This window comes from Streptomyces sp. NPDC006487 (assembly GCF_042870555.1).
Taxonomy (GTDB): domain Bacteria; phylum Actinomycetota; class Actinomycetes; order Streptomycetales; family Streptomycetaceae; genus Streptomyces.
Genome location: NZ_JBIAHN010000004.1, coordinates 235,133 through 256,428 on the forward strand (window position 1 = coordinate 235,133; position 21,296 = coordinate 256,428).

The window sequence follows — 21,296 nt, forward strand, 5'->3', positions numbered from 1 at the left end:
ACCTCCTCGGGGTGGCCTCGGAGTGCACGGCGGTGCACTCCGAGGCCACCTTCGATTCAGCACCGGCCGCTGGGCCGGTAGACAGGGAAGGACCCATGCGACAGGTACTGAGCCGACAGGTACTGGGCAAGGGGGTGCTCACCGCGGCCGCCGCGTCCAGTCTGCTGTCGATCGCGACCGGCGCGGCCTACGCGCAACCCGGGGCGATGGCCGAGGCCTCCCATTCACCGGGCGTGCTGGCCGGCAACAGCGTCTCGGTACCGATCACCTTCTCGCCGAACGTGTGCGGCAACACCGTGGACGCCGGGGCGGGCCTCAACCCCGCCATGGGCAACAACTGCGCCACCACGACGGGCTCCGACGCCGGGCACGACTACGAGCGCTACCTCAGCCCGCAGCAGGCGGAACAGGTCCGGCACTACGTCAACCAGCACGACCAGCACGACCGGCACGACGAGCGCGACCGGCGCGAGGAGCGCGAGGACCGCCACGAGCAGGGCGGCTACGGCGACCGCGGGCCCGAGCAGCAGGGCGGCCACGAGGACCACGGTTCCGGGCAGCAGGGCGGCTACGGAGAGTCAGGCGACTCCGGCGAGGAGGAGTGCGACGACCACCCCGCCCCGGAGAGGCCCGAGCCGCGGCCGCAGCACGAGCCGGCGCCGCAGGCCGAGCACCCCCCGGCCCCGGCACCGCAGCACGCGCCCCCCGCGCCGCAGCCGCTGCCCGCGCCCGAGGCGGAGCACCCGGCTCCCGCTCCGGCGCCCGCGCCCGCTCCCGTAGAGGAGGCGCCCGCACCGCAGCCCGAGCCCGTGCCGGCACCGGCACCGGTCGAGGAGGCCCCGCAGCCGCTTCCGGCGCCGGCCCCCGCGCCGGCTCCCGTAGTGGAAGAGGCTCCGCACACGCTGCCCGCCCCGGCCCCCGTCGTGGACGAGGCTCCCGCGCCGATGCCCCCGCACGGCAGCCAGGTCGGGGAGCACCCGGCGCCCGCGCCCGTAGTACCCCCGGCCGACCAGCCTCCGGCGGCCCCCGCCGGTGACCTGCCGGTCGAGCTTCCCCCGGCACCGCCCGCCCCGGCACCCGCCCCGGCACCGGTTCCCGCGCCGGCACCCGCACCCGAGGCCGTCCCCGTCGCCGCGGCCCCCGTACGGCAGGAACTGGCGGCGACCGGCGCCGGACAGCCCGCCGGAGCCGCGGCCCTGGCCTCGGCCCTCATTCTGGGCGGCGCCATTCTGTACCGCAGGTCCCGTAACGCCGCCTGACGGCAATACCGGTAATCGGAAGAAATATCGGCCGGAGAGTCCCTTGTCGGATTCTCCGGCCGTTGCCGTGTTCGGTTCTGCGTTTCCGTGGCGGCGGGGAATCGTTAACCAGGTCGAAAGTGGCGCGACGGTCGCCACTGGTCACCCCTGGAAAAGGATTCTGACAATGAAGCTCTCCAAGGTCGCCGCAGTCGTCGTCGGCTCCGTCGCCGCCCTCGGCGCCGCCTCTCCCGCCTTTGCCGCCACCGAGGCGCCGGCCGTCCCCATGAGCCTGACGAGCGGGCTGACGGCGGTCACCGACTCGGTGAACCCCGTCTCGGCGGCGCTGCCGCAGACCGTGGGCAACGGGCTGGCCGAGCAGGGCGAGAGCGTCGGGAAGGTCGTGACCACCGTCCAGAAGGTCAACGAGGTGCGCAACGACGCTCCGGCCGAGGTGATGAGCCTCGCCAACGGGGCCACCCAGGCCTCGCCGCTGCTCGGCGGAGTGAAGCTCAACGGCGGCTCCAAGCACTGACGGGCCCGTCCGTTCCGCTGCCGACACGACTGTGGGCGCCCCCGGCCTCGCCGGTGGCGCCCACAGTCGTGTGTTGCGTCGAACGTCAGTCGTTGACGCAGACGTTGCCGAACGCCGGGTTCAGCGCGCCGATCACGTTCACGGAGTTGCCGCAGACGTTGACGGGAACGTGGACCGGGACCTGTCCCAGGTTGCCCGAGAGGACACCGGGGGAACCCACGGCCGCACCCTCGGCCTTGGAGTCGGCCATTGCGGAGCCGGCGGCACCGGCCGCAGCGAGACCAGCGGTGGCCAGGACCAGGGCGGCCTTCTTGGCAGTGTTCATGGGAAGTGCACCTTCTCTTCGATGTTCTGCCCCGATTCCGGGGCTCACATCGAGCGAAACGGTCCACCTTCCCAGACGACACGGTTCCGCACGCGATCAGACCTGTTCAGCCCAATAGTCGTAACCGCGTGCGGATCCGCGTACGGATCCCGCTCCCGGTTCCTAGGGAAGGAACTCCGCGAACGACGGGAACTTCGGGACCAGGCCCGTCGGTGTGCCGGGTGCCGCCGGCACGGCCGGCACCGCACCCGCGGGCGGGGCCGCGGGTGCCGAGACCGGGAGCGCCGGTACCTCGGGGATCGGGACGTCGGGAATCGGGACGTCGGGGATCTCCGGAACCGCCGGGACGGCCGGAACCGCCGGGAGCGCCGGGAGCTGCAGGTCCGGCAGCCCGGGGATCGCGGGGAGCTGCGGCAGGGTCGGGAGCGCGGGCAGTTTGATCTCGGGGATCTTGATCCCCGGGAGCAGGGTGCCCAGGCTCTTGGTCAGGTCCGCCAGGATCTTGGAGACCGCGGCGAGTGCGTCTTCGACGGGACCCGCCGCCGCCACCCTCTCGTTGATCTCTTCCTGGGCCGCCGCCACTCGGCCCGCGGCGGCTCCGGCACCTTCCGCGGCGCCCGCGGGGGCTGCCGCGCCGGTGAGTATGACGACCGCCAGGGCCGACGGGACGAGGACGCGGATGCGGGAGGCCTTGGTGCGGTGCATGGGTGTTCCTTCTGGTGGTCGCTCAGAAGCGGACCCGAGCGATCCGCTTCCTTACCCACCGTGCGAACGGGTTCCACGGAGCGCAACACGAGCGCGGGGCCCGCACCCCGCTGCGGGGTGCGTACGGGCTTCGCGCACGCGTCCGGGGGCGGCTCACCCCACCCGGGGAAAACCTGCCCCCGGACAGGCCGTTTGAGTGAAGCAGCGGAACCAACCCTTCACGAAGGCAGTTGATCAGGGCGCTCCACTAGCGGGCACTCGTGCGACAAAAGGATCAAAATGCTCAAGAAGATCATGACTGCCGCCGCGGTCACCGCCGCCGCCGTCGGCGCGGGCGCTGCTGCTGCCGCCCCCGCCATGGCGATCGGCAACGACAACGGGATCAACACCGTGAACGGGAACGGTGCCGTCCAGGCGTACGGCAACCAGAAGACGCACGGTGACATGAGCCCGCAGCTCGGCGTCGTCCAGGGCACCCTGAACAAGCCCTGCATCGGCCTGCCGGCCAAGGTCAACGCCCAGTCGCTGGTCGCGCTGCTCAACATCGGTGTCCAGGACATCAACGTCCTGTCCAACCCGCAGAACCAGCAGTGCACCGAGAACTCCACCCAGGCCAAGGGTGACGAGCCGCTCTCGCACATCCTGGACAACATCCCGGTCCTCTCGGGCAACGTCTCCCAGGGCAGCTGATCTCCGCTCCCGATCTCCGTTCCGGGACCCCGTGGTCCGCATACACAGCGCCCGTGGAGCGACGCGTTCGAAGAAGCGGTGTGAAGTCGTGAAGTGACGAGGGCCCCGGCAGCGTCCAGCTGCCGGGGCCCTCGCACGTCGTCCGGTGACCTCAGCCGGTCCAGAAATCCCACCACCGGGTCAGGATCAGCATCCCGATCACGCCTGTGTGCAGGGCGGGCGGGGCCCAGCCGAAGTCGGCGAAGAAGTTCCGTACCGGCGCGGGCGCGGGGAGGATCCCCGTGCGGACAGTGTGGGCGGTGACCGCCCAGAACATCAGCAGGGTGGCCAGCCAGGTCAGGCAGCACCACAGGCAGAGCGCGTTGATCTCGTAGAGCGACTGGACCATGAGCCAGGAGCAGAACCCGACGCCGAAGAGCATGCCGGCTCCCAGACCGAGCCAGAACCAGCCGCGGTAGCGGGCCCCGGCCAGCAGGCCGGCGCCGACACACACGACCGCCCCGTAGGCGACCAGCCCGAGCATCGGGTTCGGGAAGCCGAAGGCCGCCGCCTGCTCGCTCTTCATCACGCTGCCGCAGGAGACCACCGGATTGAGACTGCAGGCCGGCTTGAAGTCCGGGTTCTCCAGCAGCAGGAACTTGTCCAGGGTGATGACCCAGGCGGCCAGCACTCCGGCGGCTCCGGTGAGCAGCAGCAGCCAGGCCAGCGCGCGGGGTGCTGCGATCGGTTCTGCGTCCTTGCGGTTGTGGGGCCTGCCCTGCTGGCGGGGGACGCCCACGGTATTTGTTGCCATACGGTCATGCTCCCGCCCTTGTGCCCGCTATCCGGCCCAACCATGCTCATCGACATGGAGGTTGACCTGAAGGGGTGGCTGGAACCCCTGACGCTTCCCGGACGTTTTACCGAACCCCGGACGTGATGTCAGACCCAGGGGCTACGTTGAGCTTCCGCGAAGTGACAAGCTGCGACGGCCTGGAGACCCACCTTGAGCGATCCACACGAGACAACCGAGGCGCACCTCGAGCGACTCCTGGGCCGCGCCCTCAACTCCTTCGACCTGCCGGACTCATTGGTCGAGCGGCTGGGCACGGCGCTCGCCCACAGGTCCTCGCTCCACACCACCCGCCGCAGTGCGGCGGCGGGATCCTGGCGGGAGATACACCGGCACGCCTACCTGCTGTCGGACGGCGATTCCGTGGTCCTGTGGGAGCTGGCGCACCGTCAGGACGCGGATCTCTCGATACGGTACGAGGTCTTCGCGAGCAAGGCGGAGACCTGCCTCGCGGCGGCCCGGCTCTTCGGCGAGGTCCCCTCGCAGGTGGCGCGGGAGCTCGTGGAGGTGACGGTGGAGGAGGAGCCGGACAGCGACATCGCCGTGCTGAGCGCGCTGTTCACCAATCCGACCCCGGCCCAGCGGCACCGCGAGTACGCGGTGGAGGAGTCGGCGGACCACGCCCGCCGGGTGCTGCGCCGCGCGGAGAACCCGGACCGGCCGGGCGAGCAGGTGGCCCTGCTGCTGCGGTCTGCCTACGCGCACCAGATCACTCAGGTGTTCGGCACCCGGCAGTGCCTGGCGGACGGACGGGACGCGGGCTTCAGCCTGTACGAGCACTCCTTCGTCCTGCTGGACGGGAGCGAGTTCAGCCTGTGGGAGGTCGAGCACACGGTGACGCCGGACGGGCGCCACATGTGCGAGGTCTACGAGACCGAGACGGCCGCGCGCGGAGCCATGGAGCTCCGCGCACGGGTGAGGTGACGGGGACGGCGGTCAGGCGGCGACGGTGACCTTCGCCGGGTCCGGCAGGGGTTCCGCTCCGGCGGTCCCTGCCTGCTGCGGCGGGGTCTCCTCCTGCTTGCGCATTCCCTTGAGGAGGACGACCAGGCCGGCGCTGGTGGCCGTACCGGCGGCGATGGCGATCAGGTAGAGCAGCGGGTTGCCGATCAGCGGGATGACGAAGATACCGCCGTGCGGGGCCCTCAGGGTGCACTCGAAGGCCATCGAGAGGGCTCCGGTGACCGCGCCGCCCACCATGGAGGCCGGGATCACGCGCAGCGGGTCGGCCGCGGCGAACGGGATGGCGCCCTCGCTGATGAAGGAGGCGCCCAGGAACCAGGCGGCCTTGCCGTTCTCGCGCTCGGTCTTGGAGAAGAGCCGGCCGCGGACCGTGGTGGCCAGCGCCATCGCCAGCGGCGGCACCATGCCGGCGGCCATCACGGCGGCCATGACCTTGAGGCTGCCCTCGTTGGGGGTGGCGAGGCCGCCGATGGCGAAGGCGTAGGCCACCTTGTTGAGCGGGCCGCCGAGGTCGAAGCACATCATCAGGCCGAGGATGACGCCGAGGATGATCGCGTTGGCGCCGGAGAGGCCCGACAGCCAGTCGGTGAGGGCCTGCTGGAGCGAGGCGACGGGCTTGCCGACGACCAGGAACATCAGGAACGCGGTGACGGCGGAGCCGATCAGCGGCAGGACCACCACCGGCATGATCCCGCGCAGGGCGGTCGGGATCTTCAGCCGCTGGACGGCTAGGACGGTGCCGCCCGCGATGAGGCCGGCGATCAGGCCGCCGAGGAAGCCGGCGTTGATGGTGAGGGCCACGGCGCCGCCCACGAAGCCGGGGACGAGACCGGGCCGGTCGGCCATGCCGTAGGCGATGTAGCCGGCGAGGACGGGGACCAGGAAACCGAAGGCGAGGCCGCCGGTCTGGAAGAGCAGCGCGGCCCAGCTGGCGGCCTCGGTCCACACGAAGTGCTCGGCGACTGAGGGGGCGGTGTTGATCTCGTACCCGCCGATGGCGAAGGCAAGGGCGATGAGGAGGCCGCCGGCGGCGACGAAGGGGACCATGTAGCTGACGCCGGACATCAGCCAGGTACGGAGCTTCGCGCCGTAGCCGTCCTGGTCTTCGCCGGCCTCTTCGACCGGGGTCGCGGTGGTCGTCGAGACCTCGCCCCGGGCGGCCTTGTCGCGGGCCTCCTGAAGGAGTTCCGCCGGGCGGTTGATGCCCGCCTTGACGCCCACGTCGACGGTGGGCTTTCCGGCGAAGCGGGCCCTTTCCCTGACCGGGACGTCGTGGGCGAAGACTGCCGCGTCGGCGGCGGCGATGGCTTCGGGGGTGAGCTTGGTGAAGCCGGCCGAGCCCTGGGTCTCGACCTGGAGGTCGATTCCCGCCTCGGCGGCGGCCTGTTGGAGGGGCTCCGCCGCCATGTAGGTGTGGGCTATGCCCGTGGGGCAGGAGGTGACGGCCACGATCCGGAACGGCTGCTGCCCTGCGGGGTTTTCCCCCGCCCCGCCCCTTCCGGGCTGTGCGGCCCTTTGCGGCTCCGCCGCGTGGGGGGCTTCGCCCCGGACCCCTTCGGGGGCTCCGCCCCCGGACCCCCGCTCATCGAACGCCGGAGGGGCCGAGTTCGGCGCCGGCGAGGCCGGATGTGCCGGGGTGGGGCAAGAGCTCCGCGCAGCGGCCCCGGACTCGGCGGCGGCAACCGCGGGCTCGCCCGCGATCAGGGCCGCGGCTTCCGCCGGGGTGGCCGCCCCGCGCAGGGCCCCGACGAAGTCCGACCGCATCAGGCGGCGGGCCAGGCCGGAGAGGATGGACAGGTGGGCATCGTCCGCGCCGGCGGGGGCGGCTATCAGGAAGATCAGGTCCGCCGGGCCGTCCGGGGCACCGAAGTCGATGCCCGAGGGAGAGCGGCCGAAGGCCAGGGTGGGGGCCGTCACGTGGGCGGAGCGGCAGTGGGGGATGCCTATGCCGCCCTCCAGGCCGGTCGGCATCTGGGCCTCGCGCGCCGCGACGTCGGCCAGGAAGCCGTCCAGGTCGGTGACCCGGCCCAGCGTCACCATCCGTTCGGCGAGGGCACGTGCCGCCCCCTCCTTGGACTCGGCGGACAGGTCGAGGTCGACCAGTTCGGGGGTGATCATCTCGCTCATCGCTCGTCGCTCATTTCGGACAGGGGAAGGTCCAGGGGCAGGTCCTGGGTGACATGGACCGCGTCGGGACGCAGGTCCGCAGGGGCCGGCATGGCGCTGCCGGGAAGCTGGACCGCGGCGGCGCCGTGGGCCAGGGCGGAGGCCAGGGCCGCGGGCCCCGTACCTCCCGCGATCAGGAAGCCCGCGAGGGAGGCGTCGCCCGCGCCGACGTTGCTGCGGACCGAGGAGACGGCCGCGGTGCCGTAGTAGGCGCCCTCCCCGGAGACCAGGAGCTGGCCGTCCGCGCCGAGGGAGGCCAGGACCGCTCCCGCGCCCAGCGACCGCAGCTCCTCCGCGGCCTTCAGCACGTCGCCGAGGGTGGCCAGGGGCCGCCCCACCGCCGCCGCGAGCTCCGAGGCGTTCGGCTTGATCACGTCCGGGCGGGCCGGGAGGGCCGCGAGCAGCGCCGGGCCGGAGGTGTCCAGGGCGATGCGGGTGCCCGCGGCGTGGGCCCGGGTCACGATGTCGGCGTACCACTCGGGACCGAGGCCCCGCGGGAGGCTGCCGCAGCAGGCGATCCAGGCGGCGCCGCCCGAGCAGGTGCGGACCGTTTCCAGGAGGAGCGCGGATTCCGCGGCGGTCAGGGCCGGGCCGGCGGCGTTGATCTTGGTGAGGGTGCCGTCCGGTTCGGCGAGGGAGATGTTGGAGCGGGTCTGGCCCGCGATGGAGACCGCCGTGACGTCGACGCCCTGGGCGCCGAGGAGTTCGGCGATCATCGTGCCCGGTGTGCCGCCGAGCGGCAGGACCGCCGTCGTACGGACGCCCGCCGCGGCCACCGCGCGGGAGACGTTCACGCCCTTGCCCCCGGGGTCCACCCGGTCTCCGCTCGCGCGGAGCACCCCGCCGCGGTCCAGCGAGGGGACCTCGTAGGTCCGGTCGAGGGAGGGATTGGGGGTGACGGTGAGGATCATACGAGCACAACTTCCGTACCGGCGGCCTCGATCGCCGCCTTCTGAGCGGGGTCGAGCCCCGGGTCCGTGATGAGGAGGTCGACGTCGGCGAAGGAGCCGAAGCGGGCGAAGTGTTCCTGGCCCGCCTTCGCGGAGTCGGCGAGGAGGACGACACGGCGGGCGGCGGCCATCGCGGCCCGCTTGACGGCCGCCTCGGCGAGGTCGGGGGTGGTCAGGCCGCCCTCGGCGGTGAAGCCGTTCGTCGCGAGGAAGAGGACGTCGGCGCGGATCTCGGCGTACGCCCTCAGGGCCCACGCGTCGACCGCCGCGCGGGTGCGGTGCCGGACCCGGCCCCCCACGAGGTGGAGGTCGATGCCGGTGTGGTCGGCGAGCCGGGCGGCGACGGGCAGCGCGTGCGTGACCACGGTGAGCGCGGTGTCGACCGGAATGGCCGCCGCGAGGCGGCCCACCGTACTGCCCGCGTCGAGGACGATGCTGCCGCCGTCGGGGAGTTCGGCGAGGGCTGCGGCCGCGATGCGGTCCTTCTCGTCGGCCGCGGTGACCTCGCGCTCGGTGAGGTCCGGCTCGAAGTCGAGGCGGCCGGCCGGTATGGCACCGCCGTGCACCCGGCGTACGAGCCCGGCCCGGTCCAGGGCCTTGAGGTCGCGGCGCACGGTCTCCGCCGTGACCTGGAACTGGTCGGCCAGGGACAGGACGTCGACCCGGCCCGCCTCACGGGCGAGGCGGAGGATCTCCTGCTGGCGCTCCGGTGCGTACATGTGGTTTCAGATCCGTTCGATGCCCGACTCTGTGGGTTCGTTTGGATCGTACGCCCGTTTGCGCCCGAAAACAAAACAAACGGGCATACCCGCCAACAGAAGCGGACATGCCCGTCGTCAGTGAGGTGCGCCGGAGCGCCGTACTAGCCGGCGTGCTCCGTGCCGCCCTCGCGCTCGGCCATGGGGACGGCCTTGCGCGGCAGCATGAACATCACGGAGAAGATCACGACCAGGACGGCCACGACCCACCACATGGCGTTGTGGAACGCGTCGACGTACGGCGGCCCGAAGACCCGGTCGTCCTCGATGAAGCCGAAGTAGACGACGGACGTCAGGCCGAGGCCCAGCGCGTTGCCCATCTGGCCGGTGGTGTTGATCAGTCCGGACGCCGAACCGGCGTGCTCGCGCGGTACTTCGGAGAGCACGGTGTCGGTCAGCGGCGCGATGATCAGGCCCATGCCGACGCCCATGACGATCAGCGGGGCGGCCATCTGCCAGGAGTGGATGGCCATGCCGTAGCGGTCCGACTCCCAGATGTAGAGGAGCACGCCCGCGGCCATGATCAGCGCGCCGGCCTGGAGCACCTTGCGGCCGAAGCGCGGTACGAGCTTCTGTACGGACACACCCGCGGCGGCCGAGACGGCGATCGAGAACGGGATGCCCGTGGAGCCGGCCTTCAGGGCGCTCCAGCCGAGGCCCATCTGCATGTAGAGCGTCCACACCAGGAAGAAGATGCCGGTCGCGAGGCCGAAGGTCAGCTGGACCGCGATACCGCCCGCGAAGCTCTTGACCTTGAAGAGGGAGAGCTCGACGAGCGGGGAGCCGTCCTTCTGGATCTTGTACTTCTCGTACGCGATGAAAGCACCGAAGACCAGCGGCGAGGCGATCATGCAGACGAAGCCCCACACGGGCCAGTCGTTCTCGCGGCCGTGGGTGAGCGGGAAGATCAGCATGACCAGGGCGAGGGTCGCGAGCACGACTCCGACCAGGTCCAGGCGCAGCGCCTTGGGGGCCTTGGACTCGGCGATGAACTTGCGGCCCAGGATCACGCCCGCGATGCCGACGGGCAGGTTGATCAGGAAGATCGGGCGCCATTCGAGACCGGCGATGTTCCACTCGGTGAGCAGTGCGCCGAGCATCGGGCCCGAGACGGCACCGAGGCCGATGATCGCGCCGAACAGGCCGAAGACCTTGCCGCGCTCGTGCGGCGGGAAGGTGACGTGGATGATCGCGAGCACCTGCGGGACCATCATGGCCGCCATGCCGCCCTGGAGGATGCGGGAGGCGACGAGCACGTCGGGATTGGGGGCCAGACCGCAGAGCAGCGAAGCCGCGGTGAAGCCGGATATGCCGATGAGGAAGAGGCGCTTGCGGCCGTAGATGTCACCGAGACGGCCGCCGGTGATCAGGCCGGCGGCGAAGGCGAGCGCGTAGCCGGCGGTGATCCACTGGATGGCGCTGGTGGAGGCGCCGAGGTCCTCGCGCATCCGGGGTATCGCGATGTTGACGATCGTGACGTCGACCAGGTCCATGAAGGCGGCGGTCATCACGATGGCGAGCGCGATCCAGCGGCGCCGGTCGGCGGGGGCCTTGGGCTCGCCGCCCGTCGCGCTCGCGTCTCCGGCGTCGCCGGCCTTGCTGATCGAGGTGGTCTCTGCGGGAGGGTCGGTCCGCTCTTCTTGTACGGGCCCGTTCTTTCCTTCGGGCGATGACTGGGTCGTCTCGGTGCTCATGAAGAGAAACCTAGACGGCATGTAGGTCAGTTGGTGTCCTATTTGGCTGGCACCTTTGAACCATGACCGACACCCCGGCCCGCCTCCTCTCCCTGCTCTCCCTGCTCCAGACCCCGCGCGAGTGGCCCGGCAGCGAGCTGGCCGAGCGGCTTCGCGTGAGCGCCCGTACGATCCGGCGCGATATCGACCGGCTGCGGGAGCTGGGGTACCCGGTGGAGGCCACGCTGGGCGCGGAGGGCGGCTACCGGCTGGTGGCGGGCGCCGCGATGCCGCCGCTCGTCCTGGACGACGAGGAGGCCGTCGCGATCGCCGTGGGGCTGCGGGCGGGGGCCGGGCACGCGATCGAGGGCGTGGAGGAGGCCTCCGTACGCGCCCTCGCGAAGCTGGAACAGGTCCTGCCGGGGCGGCTGCGGCGGCGGGTGGGCGCCCTGCAGTCGGCGACGGTCGCGGTGACGCGGGGCGACGGGGCGAGCGTGGATCCGCGGACGCTGACGGCGATCGCCTCGGCGGTGGCGGGGCCGGAGCGGCTGCGGTTCGCGTACCGGGCCCGGGACGGGGTGGCCTCGCGGCGGCTGGTGGAGCCGTACCGGCTGGTCAGCACCGGGAGCCGGTGGTACCTCGTGGCCTACGACATGGAGCGCGGGGACTGGCGGACCTTCAGGGTGGACCGGGTGAGCGAGCCGTACGCGACGGGGGCGAGGTTCGTGGGGCGGGAGCTGCCGATGGACGCGGTGGACTTCGTGCGGCGGGGGCTGCGGGGGCGGGAGTCGACGTACACGGTCGAGGTCACCTTCGCGGGAGCGGCGGGGTTGCCGGAGTGGGCGCGGGAGTTCGCGGTGCCTTTGGCCGGGGGTGGCTCCGGTTCCGGGGCCGGGGTGCGGGTGCGGTTCGAGTCGGCGGACTCGCCGGAGTGGCTGGTGGCGCGGATGGCGCTGGCGGGGGTGCCGTTCACCGTGCACGGGCCGGAGTTCCTGGTGGAGGCGGCTCGGTCGCTGGGTGCGCGGCTGGCGGAGGCGGCGGGGCCGTAGTGGGGGCCGGCCCTGCGGGGCTGTCCCCTCCCCACCCTTCCACCGGTCCCTGGGGCTCCGCCCCAGACCCCGCTCCTCAAGCGCCGGAAGGGCGGGATCGGGGTGGTGGGGGCGGAGAGGCGCCTCGAACACCGGAGGGGCGGGATCGGGGCGGAGGGGGGAATCGGCCTGAAGGGCAAAGGGGAGCCCCCGGCGCCTGGGGGGGATAGGCGCCGGGGGCTCGTATGGGGGGGGCTTCTTCTCGGGGCCGGTCAGGCCACCGCGTCGAAGCCGGTGTCGCGGGCCATCTTCTTCAGTTCGAGCAGCGCGTGCTTCTCGATCTGGCGGATCCGCTCGCGGGTCAGGCCGTGCTGCTTGCCGACTTCTGTCAGCGTACGCTCTCGGCCGTCGTCAATGCCGTAACGCATCTTGATGATCGACGCGGTTCGCTGGTCCAGCTTGCCCAGCAGGTCCTCCAGCTCCTCGCTGCGCAGGAGGGAGAGGACGGACTGCTCCGGGGAAATGGCCGAGGTGTCTTCGAGCAGGTCGCCGAACTGCGTGTCGCCGTCCTCGTCCACACCCATGTTCAGGCTGACCGGGTCGCGCGCCCAGTCCAGGACGTCGCCGACGCGCTTCTCCGTGGTGTCCAGCTCGGCGGCGATCTCCGCGTGCTCCGGGTCCCGGCCGTTCTCGCGGTTGAACTCGCGCTGCACCCGGCGGATCCGGCCGAGCTCCTCCACCAGGTGAACGGGCAGGCGGATGGTGCGGGACTGGTCGGCGATGGAGCGGGTGATCGCCTGGCGGATCCACCACGTGGCGTAAGTGGAGAACTTGAAGCCCTTGGCGTAGTCGAACTTCTCCACGGCGCGGACCAGGCCGGCGTTGCCCTCCTGGATGAGGTCGAGGAGCGGCAGACCGCTGCGCGGGTAGCGGCGGGCCACGGCGACGACCAGGCGGAGGTTGGAGCGGATGAAGACTTCCTTGGCGCGCTCGCCCTCGGCGGCCAGGAACTCGAGCTCCTCCCGGGAGGGCTTCTTGCCCTTGCGCTCTATCGCGCCGTCGAGGATCTGCTGGGCGTACACGCCCGCCTCGATGATCTGCGAGAGCTCGACCTCCTTGGCCGCGTCGAGCAGCGGGGTGCGCGCGATCTCGTCCAGGTACATGCCGACCAGGTCGCGGTCTGCGATCTCCCCGCCCACAGCGCGAGCGCTGCTCGTGGACTGACGACGGGCGACGGCGCGGGTTGCCATGCGTGCTCCCTTGCGATGAGTTCGGTCGCGGTGGTGCGGTGGTTCGGCTGCCCTGGTGCGGCTGCCCGGACACTCTCCCGAGTGCCCGCTTCCGAAGGAAACAACGACTGGAATCGGGACAGAATTCCCACGTTGCTCCCTGTTTTTCGAGATCTTGCAGTATCCTGCCCCGCCACCCCCCGGAACGGGAGGATCGACGGTGCCGCCGGAGCTCGAAGAGGTGCAGGTCAGGACAGGAATGGCGGCCGGTTCCAGAGGACTCACGGACCCGCACCACCAGGGCGTCGATGAGACCACCGTCACACTTGACACGGGCGTTTGCGCCCTGGAACAGCGCCGCCCCAGGCTGCACTCCCACCTCAGGAGACGACGCTCGGCGGCGTCTGGTTGCCTCGGCCGGGGATGACCTACTCGTCTGACCGCTCTCCCCCGGATCCGGACCAGGCCGTCTACGGCGATGAGCTCCGGGCGCGCTACGGCGCCACGGCCACCACCCCGAGCGGGCCCGCCAAGGGGTTCACCATCGGCGAGGACGTCACCGGGCCTCCCGCGCCCCCTGACCAGGGCGGGTGGAGACCTGGGGGCAGGCGCGGCAGGCGGGTGGGCCCGACTGGATCCACCACCTGCAGCGCGGGCGGAGGTGGCAGGGCGGGAGCGGGGCCGGTGGGCTCGCGGTCGCCGTCAGGCGGGTGGCCAGGGTGCACGACTCCCCCGCGCGGTTGAGGCAGTGCGGGACGCAGTGGGAGGCCAGGCGCAGCAGGCGGCGCGGCTCCACCCCGTCGGCGAGCTCGGCCAGGGCCTCGGCCGCCGGGCGGGGTGCCGGGAGGTAGAGCGGCGGGCCGTCGAGGCCGTCGCGGACCGCGAGGACCAGCGACTCCGGTGCGTACGCCGAGCCGCTGGGGCACCAGAGCCGCTCGGGGTCAGCCAAATTGCAGGGACCGCTTCGAGAGGCCCATCCAGAAGCCCGAGACCGGGGTGGCGGGGGTGGCGAGGTCGGATTCCGCGGCGCCCAGGGTGACGAACAGGGGGGCGAAGTGCTCCGTGCGCGGGTGGGCCAGGCGGCCCGCCGGGGACTTGGCTTCGAAGTCCAGCAGGGCGTCGATGTCGGCGGCGGCCAGTGCCTCCTGGCCCCAGGCGTCGAATTCGGCGGACCACGACGGGACGCCGGGGCCGGTGTGGCGCAGGGCGGCCAGGTTGTGGGTGAAGAAGCCGCTGCCGACGATGAGGACGCCCTCGTCGCGCAGGGGGGCCAGCTTGCGGCCGATCTCCATCAGGCGGCGCGGATCGAGGGTCGGCATGGATATCTGGAGCACCGGTATGTCGGCCCCGGGGAACATCTCCACCAGCGGGACGTACGCGCCGTGGTCCAGGCCCCGGTCGGGGATGTCCTGGACGGGGGTGCCCGGGGCCTTGAGGAGTGCGCGGACCGCCGCGGCCAGTCCGGGGGCGCCCGGAGCGTCGTAGCGGACCTGGTAGTAGTGCTCGGGGAAGCCCCAGAAGTCGTAGACGAGCGGGACCTGTTCGGTGGCTCCGAGGGCGAGCGGGGCCTCCTCCCAGTGGGCGGAGACCATCAGGATCGCGCGGGGGCGGAGCAGGCCGGCGGACCAGGCGGCCAACTCGGCGGGCCAGAGCGGGTCGTCCGCGAGGGGCGGGGCTCCGTGGCTCAGGTACAGCGCCGGCATCCGGGTGGGGGTCATGGCTTCGGGCGTCGGCATCGGGAGCTCCTGGAATCGTCACGGCGGGCCGCCACACAAAGACTAACCCCGCATAGTTCAAATTTGAACGATGCGGGGTCGTCAGTCATTCCCGTACCCGGGAGCGGTGCCCGCCCCCTCGTGTGGAGTACCGGGTCAGTGGGCGATCACCGGGATCTTCACGTCGGCGTCCGCGCCCTCGGCGACCGGGTCGCCCGCGCCCGGCTTGCCCGTGGTGATGAGCGTCAGGGCTATGAGGGAGCTGGCGACCAGGATGCCGACCGCCCACCAGATCGCGGAGGAGTAGCCCTCCACCATGGCCTGGGCCTGGATCAGCTTCGCCGCCGGGCCGCCCGCCGCGGCCTCGGCCGCGTGGTCGGTCAGGTACGCGGTCGTCGCGGAGGCGGCGATCGTGTTCAGCAGGGCGGTGCCGATCGCGCCGCCCACCTGCTGCGAGGTGTTGACCATCGCGGAGGCGACACCGGCGTCGGCCGGGTTCACCCCGTACGTGGCCAGGGACATGGCGGGCATGAACGCCGTACCCATGCCGAGGCCCAGCAGCAGCTGCGCCGGCAGGATCAGCGCCGGGTAGGAGGAGCCGACCTCGAGCTGCGTCAGCAGCAGCATGCCGCTGGCGGCGACCATGAAGCCCGGGCCCATCAGCAGGCGCGGCGGGACCCGCGTCATCAGACGGGCACCGATCTGCGTGGAGCCGGCGATCATGCCCACGATCATCGGGAGGAAGGCGAAACCGGTCGTGACGGGCGAGAAGCCCTTGACGACCTGCAGGTAGTAGGTGAGGAAGAGGAACAGACCGAACATCGCGATGACGGCGAGGCCCAGCGAGAGGTAGACGCCGCCGCGGTTGCGCTCCAGCAGGACGCGCAGCGGGAGCAGCGGGTGGGCCGTACGGGACTCGACGAAGACGAACGCGCCGAGCAGGAGCACGGAAGCGATGAACATGCCGACGGTGAGGCCGTCCGACCAGCCGGCCGACTCGGCGCGGGTGAACCCGTAGACGAGGGCGACGAGACCGGTCGTGGACAGCAGGACGCCGGGGATGTCGAGCGGTGCGCGGTTACGGCCGCCGGCCGGCTCGCGGATGATCATCCAGGCGCCGACGGCGGCGACGATCGCGAACGGGATGTTGACGAAGAAGGTCCAGCGCCAGTTCAGGTACTCGGTGAGGACGCCGCCGAGGATCAGGCCCACGGCGCCACCGCCACCGGCGATCGCACCGTAGATGCCGAAGGCCTTGGCGCGCTCCTTGGCGTCGGTGAACATGACGGCCAGCAGCGAGAGCGCGGCGGGCGCGAGCAGTGCACCGAAGGCGCCCTGCAGGGCGCGGGCGCCCAGCATCATGGCCTCGCCCTGTGCGGCGCCGCCCAGCGCGGAGGCCAGGGCGAAGCCGACGAGGCCGACGATGAAGGCGTTCTTGCGGCCCCACTTGTCGGCGATGCGGCCGCCGAAGAGGAGCAGTCCGCCAAAGGCCAGCGCGTACGCGGTGATGACCCACTGGCGGTTGCCGTCCGAGATGCCGAGGTCGGTCTGGGCGGACGGCAGCGCGATGTTCACGATGGTGGCGTCGAGGACGACCATCAGCTGCGCCAGCGCGATGAAGACCAGGGCCTTCCAGCGACTGGGATCGGCTGCGGTGACGGACAGCGGCGGGTTCGCGGCTGTTTTTGACATGGGGGTACCCACTTCGCGGTGCGAGATGACTGAAAAGAGATGATCAGGGCGCTTTTTCGGCGCTAAAGGGCGCGACTCCGGGGCGTCACATGGCTTTCCGCCTCAGGTCCGCCAGCGTGGTCGCCGAGCCCGGCAGTTCGGACCGGGCAGGGGCCCTCAACCCGTCGAGGAAGAGCTGGAGATGACGGTGGACGAACACGTCCGCGTCGAAGCAGCCGGCACCGGGAAGCGGGCGGCTGAGCTGGGAGAGCGCGATCATCAGGTCGCCGACGCCGACGTCCGTGCGCACGAGTCCGGAGGATCGGCCGGCGGCCAGCAGGGCCTCGACGGCTTCCTCCAAGGTCTCGCGGGAGACGAGCAGTTCGGGGTGATCGTGGTCGAAGTCGCTGGAGAGTACGGGGCACAGGGCTCCGATCCGCTCGTCCGCCGCCGCGTGCGTGAAGCGGCACAGGGCGGCGAAGGCGTCCGGCTCCTCGGCGAGGGAGTCCACGGCCAGGGCGGCCACCCGGTCCAGACCGAAGAGCACGACGTGGTGGATCAGGGCGGGCCGGTCGGGGAAGTGCCGGTAGAGCGTGGCGTTGCCGACTCCGGCCCGGCGGGCGATCTCGTCGAGGGGGGCGGCGGGGCCGAACTCCACGAGCACGTCGCGGGCGGCGGACAGGATGCGCTCCCGGTTGCGGACGGCGTCGGCGCGCGGACGCGGTACCGCGTCCGCGCCGGTACGGGCACGCTTGCCCGCCGCCTTGACCTTGCCCGCCGCCGCACGCACGGCCGCGGCCACGCCCGCACCCACACACGCACCCGTACCCGTACCCACGGCACCCGCGGCCGGAGCCGTGAGGTCGAGATCGACCTCCGGGCCCGGCACGGGCAGGGCCGCCGGATCGGTGGTGGCGGGGCTCTTCATGGACGGCTCCCTGGCGGGTGATGTGTACGTGGCGGGTGATGCGCACTCCCGCCGAAACGGGGAGCGGCTCCCCGGTTCGTGGGGGCTCTGGTTCAAACGGGGAGAGGGTCCCCGCTTATTTCACTCTCCCGTGTGACGTGGGTCACATGACTCCGGGCCTTTCGATCCCGTTTGGCCTCTCCCGGCGCGCGAGCCCGCCCCGGCCGTCGGAGGGTGAGCCCACAGAGCGCAGTCCGGACCCGGCCGGCTGCCGCGGACCCGAAGGCCGATCTCCATGCCGCAGACGCGCCACCGGATACGCAAGCCAAGCCGCACCAGCGTGTACGCGGGAATCACCGCGCTGGCCCTCGGCATCACGGCGACGGCGAGCGCGGGCATATCCAGTCGCAGCCATTCGGCGGCCGGGCCGGTGGGCGCGACCAGCGCCGAGTCGATGCTCGCGCCCTGCCGGATCTCCGGCGCGATGGGCGTGCAGATGTCCGAGGGACTGCCGACCGCACCGGGATACTCGCGCTCGACCGGCGAGGTCCGGGCACTGAACCTGATGATCGACTTCCCCGACGCCAAGGGCGAGGGCACGGCGGCCGACCGGATGGCGGAGTTCTTCCCCCAGACGTCCGACTGGTTTCGCATCAGCTCCTACGGGCGGCTGACCTACCGGGCCGAGGCCCCGATAAAGAACTGGCTGCGGATGCCGATGCCGTTCGCGGCGTACGGGATCGAGCGGGGTTCCGCGTACGAGCCCGGCTACCGCCAGCTCGTCGAGCACATCATCAAAACCTCCGACGCCGAGGTCGATTTCTCCCGGTATGACCTGATAAACATCCTGGTCACCCCGAACGCCGGGCCCTCCGCCCTCGACACCGTCCTCTCCGTCACCTTCTCCGGCAACGGCGAGGCCCCGATGGCCGACGGCGTCCCGCTCGCCAACACGTCCTTCGTCTACAGCCGCCAGGACGACGGCTCCGGCTCCTACCGGGAGACCGGCTACCGGGTGCTCCCCCACGAGAACGGGCACGTCTTCGGCCTGCCCGACCTCTACACCGCCGACGGCGGCGGCACGGTGGGGCACTGGGACATCATGAGCGAGGACTGGGGCGCCAACAACGACTTGCTGGGCTGGCACAAGTGGAAGCTGGGCTGGCTCGACAGCAACCAGATCAGCTGCGCCGGGAAGTCCGGGGTCAGCGACCACGTGCTGAGCCCGCTGGCCGTGGAGGGCGGCACCAAGCTGGCCTTCATCCCCGTCTCGGAGAGCGCCGGGTACGCGGTGGAGGTGCGCACCCGCGCCGGGAACGACGAGGCCGTCTGCAAGCCCGGAGTGCTCATCTACAGGGTGGACTCCGAGGTGGACACCGGCCGCGGGCCCGTCACCGTCTCCGACAGCTCCTCCGCGAGCGGCGGCTGCACCCGGCGGTCCAACGTGCACGCGGAGCTCTCGGACGCGCCGTTCCGGCCGGGCGAGACCTTCACCGACGAGAAGTCGGGCATCAGCGTCTCGGTCGTGGGCGAGCTGCGCAACGGCAGCTATCAGGTCCGGGTCACCCGGCCTTGAGCGCCGCGGGTGGAACGCGACGGGCACGGCGGCCCGGACCCGGCCCCGGAACGGACCGGGCCGGGCCGGGCCGGAGCCGGACCGAACCCGGACCGGATGGCCGGGACGGGCCGAGCGGCAGAAGGAAGTGCTGACCGTCGGCCCGCCAGGTTCCGACCTACGACCCCCCGCCGGGCCGGATCCGTGCCCGCATGGTTGGGAACTAGGCCGTCTCTTTCGGATCTTGCCTGGCCCGCGCCGCCCGGCACCGCACCTCGCCGCACTGCCGGGTCACCCGAGTACGTCCAGTACGCGGGAGACCCGGCAGCACGGCGAGGCACGGCACCGGACGACGCGGGCCTGACCGGCAAGATCCGAAAGAGACGACCTAGCCGTGTGACGCCGAGTTAAGGAAACCCGTGAAGGCCTTCGCGCTGCGCCGCACCGGCGAGCCGCCCACCGTGCTGGAACGGCCCGTCCCCCACCCCGGGGCGGGCGAGGTCCTCGTGCGCACCACGGCCGCGCTCATCTGCGCCTGGGACGGGCACATCGCCGCCGGGGCGCCCACCGGGCTCGGCCACGAGGCCGTCGGCGTCGTCGAGGCCGTCGGCCCCGGGGTCTGCCCCTCCTACGTCGGCCGGCGCGTCGGCGTCGAGGGCCACGGGCGGCTCGCCGAGTTCTTCCGGGCCCCGGCGGCCGGGGCCGGACTGGTCCCGCTCCCCGACACCATCTCCGACCACCAGGCCCTCTACGCGGCGGGCGCGCTCCCCACCGGCTTCGCCGCCGCCGAAGAGTCCGGGCCGCCCCCGGGCGGCAGCGTCGTCGTCTTCGGCCAGGGCGCGGTCGGGCTCGGCGCGACCATCGCGGCTGGCCGGCTGCGCGGGGCCCGCGTCATCGCCGTCGAGCCGGAGATGAAGCGCCAGCGCCTCGCCCTGCGGTTCGGGGCCGACGTGGTGATCGACCCGGCCTACGAGGACACCACCGAGCGGATCCTGGAGCTGACCGGCGGCGCCGGCGCCGACCGCGCGATCATGGCGACGGCCGCGCCCGCCGCCGCGAGGGCCGCCCGCGGGGGGCTGTCCGGGAGCGGGAAGATCACGTACGCCCGCTGCCGGCCGCCGCAGAGCAGCGGGGCGCGGCTCGCGCGGGCCCTGCACCTGATCGGGGACGGGCTGGTGGACCCGACGGTGATCACCACGCACGAGTTCCCGTTCGACCGGGTCGGGGAGGCCTTCGGGCGGCTCGCCGCCAAGGAGCCGGGCATGATCAAGCCGGTGATCATCTTTCCGCGGCCGGCCGGCGAGAGCGGAAGCGAAAGCAACAGCGACAGCGACAGCGACAGCGACAGCGACAGCGACAGCAGCGACCTCAAGGAGATCCGCCCATGACCAGCACCCCCGAAGAGCGCCTCGCCGCCGCCGGCCTGAAGCTGCCGCCGACGCCCGCGCCGGTCGCCGTCTACGTACCCGCCGTACAGAGCGGGCACTACGTGTACACCTCGGGCCAGCTGCCGATGGTCGACGGCGCCCTCCCCCTCACCGGGAAGGTCGGCGCCGAGGTCACCCCGGAGCAGGCCAAGGAGCTGGCGCAGCAGTGCGCGCTCAACGCGCTGGCCGCCATCACCTCCGTCGCCGGGGACCTCTCCGCCGTGAAGCGCGTGGTCAAGGTGGTCGGCTTCGTGGCCAGCGACCCGCACTTCACGGGACAGCCCGGCGTGCTCAACGGCGCGAGCGAGCTGCTGGGCACCGCCTTCGGTGACGCGGGCATCCACGCCCGCAGCGCGGTCGGCGTGAGCGTGCTGCCTCTCGACTCCCCCGTCGAGGTGGAGATCCTCGTCGAACTGCACGCTCCGATGGGGCTCTAGGAGGCTTCCGGGCTGCGCCCGTCAGGGGCGGCCGTACCGTGTGCGGGCGCGGCGCTCGTGACCGGTGAGTCCGCCCCAGATGCCCGAGAACTCACCGATCTCCTGGGCGTGCTCCAGGCAGGCTCCGCGGACCGGGCAGGAGAAGCAGATCCGCTTGGCCCGGGCGGCTGAGCCCGAGGCCTCGGAGTAGAAGAGTTCGGCGCACTCCTCGTCGGAGGTGCACAGGGCCCTCCTCCACCAGTCGTTGTCCCGGGAGGGCCGCGGAAGCGTGGTGCCCATGGCCGGCATTCTCCTTCGCGTCGCTGCCTGCCTTCCAGGCTGGCAGCGGCGGGCGGCCGGGATGAGAGCCGTTCGGCACCAGCCGGGAGTGCCGATCGGCCGTACTGCGGTCCCCGGACGGGGTGTCAGGCAGTCACCGATCCCATGAACCGGGGCCCTCGGACTCACCCCGATTTCCGTGGAATTACCCCAACGTAAAGGCCTGACCTGCGG

General features: G+C 71.9%; 21 protein-coding genes. 8 read left to right on the forward strand and 13 right to left on the reverse strand.

Translation table 11 applies throughout. From position 1 onward, the window contains the following. The first annotated feature begins 95 nt into the window (after nt 1-95). Nucleotides 96-1,259, forward strand: coding sequence for a chaplin (locus tag ACFYM0_RS08515; RefSeq protein ID WP_388498120.1), 1,164 nt, complete (start codon nt 96-98; stop codon nt 1,257-1,259). Between the two features lie 166 nt (nt 1,260-1,425). Further along, the gene (locus tag ACFYM0_RS08520) at nt 1,426-1,773 is read left to right on the forward strand and encodes a hypothetical protein (protein WP_388498123.1); all 348 of its coding nucleotides are present in this window, start codon (nt 1,426-1,428) and stop codon (nt 1,771-1,773) included. An 85-nt stretch (nt 1,774-1,858) separates the two neighbouring features. On the opposite strand, the gene ACFYM0_RS08525 is transcribed toward ACFYM0_RS08520, so the two are convergent. Then, entirely contained in the window at nt 1,859-2,098 is a 240-nt protein-coding gene (locus tag ACFYM0_RS08525) for a chaplin (RefSeq protein ID WP_250737633.1), read from the reverse strand. Nucleotides 2,099-2,260: 162 nt separating this feature from the next. Beyond that, nucleotides 2,261-2,803, reverse strand: a complete 543-nt coding sequence (locus ACFYM0_RS08530; protein ID WP_388498126.1) for a hypothetical protein — start codon at nt 2,801-2,803, stop codon at nt 2,261-2,263. Nucleotides 2,804-3,082: 279 nt separating this feature from the next. On the opposite strand from ACFYM0_RS08530, the gene ACFYM0_RS08535 reads away from it, so the two are divergent. After that, nucleotides 3,083-3,493, forward strand: coding sequence for a rodlin (locus ACFYM0_RS08535; RefSeq protein ID WP_327306285.1), 411 nt, complete (start codon nt 3,083-3,085; stop codon nt 3,491-3,493). Nucleotides 3,494-3,644: 151 nt separating this feature from the next. Here ACFYM0_RS08535 and ACFYM0_RS08540 read toward each other — a convergent pair whose 3' ends face one another. Next, complete coding sequence (locus ACFYM0_RS08540; RefSeq protein WP_388498129.1) at nt 3,645-4,286, reverse strand: vitamin K epoxide reductase family protein; 642 nt, start codon at nt 4,284-4,286, stop codon at nt 3,645-3,647. A gap of 192 nt (nt 4,287-4,478) precedes the next feature. Here ACFYM0_RS08540 and ACFYM0_RS08545 point away from each other — a divergent pair, with 192 nt between their 5' ends. Continuing rightward, nucleotides 4,479-5,249 (forward strand): DUF6227 family protein, encoded by a 771-nt coding sequence (locus tag ACFYM0_RS08545; protein WP_388498131.1) that lies wholly within the window; start codon nt 4,479-4,481, stop codon nt 5,247-5,249. 12 nt (nt 5,250-5,261) lie between these two features. Here ACFYM0_RS08545 and ACFYM0_RS08550 read toward each other — a convergent pair whose 3' ends face one another. From ACFYM0_RS08550 to ACFYM0_RS08565, 4 genes are all read right to left on the reverse strand, one after another. Beyond that, nucleotides 5,262-7,415 (reverse strand): fructose-specific PTS transporter subunit EIIC, encoded by a 2,154-nt coding sequence (locus ACFYM0_RS08550; protein ID WP_388498133.1) that lies wholly within the window; start codon nt 7,413-7,415, stop codon nt 5,262-5,264. Continuing rightward, entirely contained in the window at nt 7,412-8,365 is a 954-nt protein-coding gene (pfkB, locus tag ACFYM0_RS08555; protein WP_388498136.1) for a 1-phosphofructokinase, read from the reverse strand. The genes ACFYM0_RS08550 and pfkB overlap by 4 nt, the downstream gene beginning before the upstream one ends. After that, nucleotides 8,362-9,123, reverse strand: a complete 762-nt coding sequence (locus ACFYM0_RS08560; protein WP_388498139.1) for a DeoR/GlpR family DNA-binding transcription regulator — start codon at nt 9,121-9,123, stop codon at nt 8,362-8,364. Before ACFYM0_RS08560 ends, pfkB begins: the two co-directional genes overlap by 4 nt. A gap of 143 nt (nt 9,124-9,266) precedes the next feature. After that, nucleotides 9,267-10,670: an MFS transporter gene (locus ACFYM0_RS08565; protein WP_388498515.1), complete on the reverse strand. Its 1,404-nt coding sequence runs from the start codon at nt 10,668-10,670 to the stop codon at nt 9,267-9,269. A gap of 248 nt (nt 10,671-10,918) precedes the next feature. On the opposite strand from ACFYM0_RS08565, the gene ACFYM0_RS08570 reads away from it, so the two are divergent. Next, nucleotides 10,919-11,884 carry a helix-turn-helix transcriptional regulator gene (locus ACFYM0_RS08570; RefSeq protein WP_388498142.1) on the forward strand — a complete coding sequence of 322 codons (966 nt, stop codon included), beginning with the start codon at nt 10,919-10,921 and terminating at the stop codon, nt 11,882-11,884. A gap of 251 nt (nt 11,885-12,135) precedes the next feature. Here ACFYM0_RS08570 and ACFYM0_RS08575 read toward each other — a convergent pair whose 3' ends face one another. The 5 genes from ACFYM0_RS08575 to ACFYM0_RS08595 all read right to left on the reverse strand — a co-directional run bounded on the left by ACFYM0_RS08575 (nt 12,136) and on the right by ACFYM0_RS08595 (nt 17,406). Further along, nucleotides 12,136-13,113: an RNA polymerase sigma factor RpoD/SigA gene (locus ACFYM0_RS08575; RefSeq protein ID WP_388498144.1), complete on the reverse strand. Its 978-nt coding sequence runs from the start codon at nt 13,111-13,113 to the stop codon at nt 12,136-12,138. 535 nt (nt 13,114-13,648) lie between these two features. Continuing rightward, nucleotides 13,649-14,041, reverse strand: coding sequence for a hypothetical protein (locus ACFYM0_RS08580; protein WP_388498147.1), 393 nt, complete (start codon nt 14,039-14,041; stop codon nt 13,649-13,651). Further along, a complete protein-coding gene (locus tag ACFYM0_RS08585) occupies nt 14,034-14,828 on the reverse strand; it encodes a dioxygenase (RefSeq protein ID WP_388498149.1) in 795 nt (264 codons plus the stop codon). The genes ACFYM0_RS08580 and ACFYM0_RS08585 overlap by 8 nt, the downstream gene beginning before the upstream one ends. Nucleotides 14,829-14,963: 135 nt before the next feature. Then, complete coding sequence (locus tag ACFYM0_RS08590; RefSeq protein WP_388498152.1) at nt 14,964-16,499, reverse strand: MFS transporter; 1,536 nt, start codon at nt 16,497-16,499, stop codon at nt 14,964-14,966. 85 nt (nt 16,500-16,584) lie between these two features. After that, entirely contained in the window at nt 16,585-17,406 is an 822-nt protein-coding gene (locus ACFYM0_RS08595; protein WP_388498155.1) for a TetR/AcrR family transcriptional regulator, read from the reverse strand. Between the two features lie 274 nt (nt 17,407-17,680). Here ACFYM0_RS08595 and ACFYM0_RS08600 point away from each other — a divergent pair, with 274 nt between their 5' ends. The 3 genes from ACFYM0_RS08600 (at nt 17,681) to ACFYM0_RS08610 (ending at nt 20,804) form a co-directional block, all read left to right on the forward strand. Then, complete coding sequence (locus tag ACFYM0_RS08600) at nt 17,681-18,961, forward strand: M6 family metalloprotease domain-containing protein (protein ID WP_388498157.1); 1,281 nt, start codon at nt 17,681-17,683, stop codon at nt 18,959-18,961. Nucleotides 18,962-19,359: 398 nt separating this feature from the next. After that, nucleotides 19,360-20,328 carry a zinc-binding dehydrogenase gene (locus tag ACFYM0_RS08605; protein ID WP_388498160.1) on the forward strand — a complete coding sequence of 323 codons (969 nt, stop codon included), beginning with the start codon at nt 19,360-19,362 and terminating at the stop codon, nt 20,326-20,328. Beyond that, on the forward strand, nt 20,325-20,804 hold the full coding sequence (locus ACFYM0_RS08610; RefSeq protein ID WP_327253253.1) for a RidA family protein: 480 nt from the start codon (nt 20,325-20,327) through the stop codon (nt 20,802-20,804). Before ACFYM0_RS08605 ends, ACFYM0_RS08610 begins: the two co-directional genes overlap by 4 nt. Before the next feature lie 21 nt (nt 20,805-20,825). Here ACFYM0_RS08610 and ACFYM0_RS08615 read toward each other — a convergent pair whose 3' ends face one another. Beyond that, a complete protein-coding gene (locus tag ACFYM0_RS08615; RefSeq protein ID WP_388498163.1) occupies nt 20,826-21,083 on the reverse strand; it encodes a WhiB family transcriptional regulator in 258 nt (85 codons plus the stop codon). Nucleotides 21,084-21,296: the final 213 nt, after the last annotated feature.

Bases quoted from the DNA above. Each gene is read 5' to 3' on its own strand.
- ACFYM0_RS08515 (WP_388498120.1), top strand. From the start codon at position 96: ATGCGACAGGTACTGAGCCGACAGGTACTGGGCAAGGGGGTGCTCACC.
- ACFYM0_RS08520 (WP_388498123.1), top strand. From the start codon at position 1,426: ATGAAGCTCTCCAAGGTCGCCGCAGTCGTCGTCGGCTCCGTCGCCGCC.
- ACFYM0_RS08525 (WP_250737633.1), bottom strand. From the start codon at position 2,098: ATGAACACTGCCAAGAAGGCCGCCCTGGTCCTGGCCACCGCTGGTCTC.
- ACFYM0_RS08530 (WP_388498126.1), bottom strand. From the start codon at position 2,803: ATGCACCGCACCAAGGCCTCCCGCATCCGCGTCCTCGTCCCGTCGGCC.
- ACFYM0_RS08535 (WP_327306285.1), top strand. From the start codon at position 3,083: ATGCTCAAGAAGATCATGACTGCCGCCGCGGTCACCGCCGCCGCCGTC.
- ACFYM0_RS08540 (WP_388498129.1), bottom strand. From the start codon at position 4,286: ATGGCAACAAATACCGTGGGCGTCCCCCGCCAGCAGGGCAGGCCCCAC.
- ACFYM0_RS08550 (WP_388498133.1), bottom strand. From the start codon at position 7,415: ATGAGCGAGATGATCACCCCCGAACTGGTCGACCTCGACCTGTCCGCC.
- pfkB (WP_388498136.1), bottom strand. From the start codon at position 8,365: ATGATCCTCACCGTCACCCCCAATCCCTCCCTCGACCGGACCTACGAG.
- ACFYM0_RS08560 (WP_388498139.1), bottom strand. From the start codon at position 9,123: ATGTACGCACCGGAGCGCCAGCAGGAGATCCTCCGCCTCGCCCGTGAG.
- ACFYM0_RS08565 (WP_388498515.1), bottom strand. From the start codon at position 10,670: ATGACCGCCGCCTTCATGGACCTGGTCGACGTCACGATCGTCAACATC.
- ACFYM0_RS08570 (WP_388498142.1), top strand. From the start codon at position 10,919: ATGACCGACACCCCGGCCCGCCTCCTCTCCCTGCTCTCCCTGCTCCAG.
- ACFYM0_RS08575 (WP_388498144.1), bottom strand. From the start codon at position 13,113: ATGGCAACCCGCGCCGTCGCCCGTCGTCAGTCCACGAGCAGCGCTCGC.
- ACFYM0_RS08585 (WP_388498149.1), bottom strand. From the start codon at position 14,828: ATGCCGACGCCCGAAGCCATGACCCCCACCCGGATGCCGGCGCTGTAC.
- ACFYM0_RS08590 (WP_388498152.1), bottom strand. From the start codon at position 16,499: ATGTCAAAAACAGCCGCGAACCCGCCGCTGTCCGTCACCGCAGCCGAT.
- ACFYM0_RS08595 (WP_388498155.1), bottom strand. From the start codon at position 17,406: ATGAAGAGCCCCGCCACCACCGATCCGGCGGCCCTGCCCGTGCCGGGC.
- ACFYM0_RS08600 (WP_388498157.1), top strand. From the start codon at position 17,681: ATGCCGCAGACGCGCCACCGGATACGCAAGCCAAGCCGCACCAGCGTG.
- ACFYM0_RS08610 (WP_327253253.1), top strand. From the start codon at position 20,325: ATGACCAGCACCCCCGAAGAGCGCCTCGCCGCCGCCGGCCTGAAGCTG.
- ACFYM0_RS08615 (WP_388498163.1), bottom strand. From the start codon at position 21,083: ATGGGCACCACGCTTCCGCGGCCCTCCCGGGACAACGACTGGTGGAGG.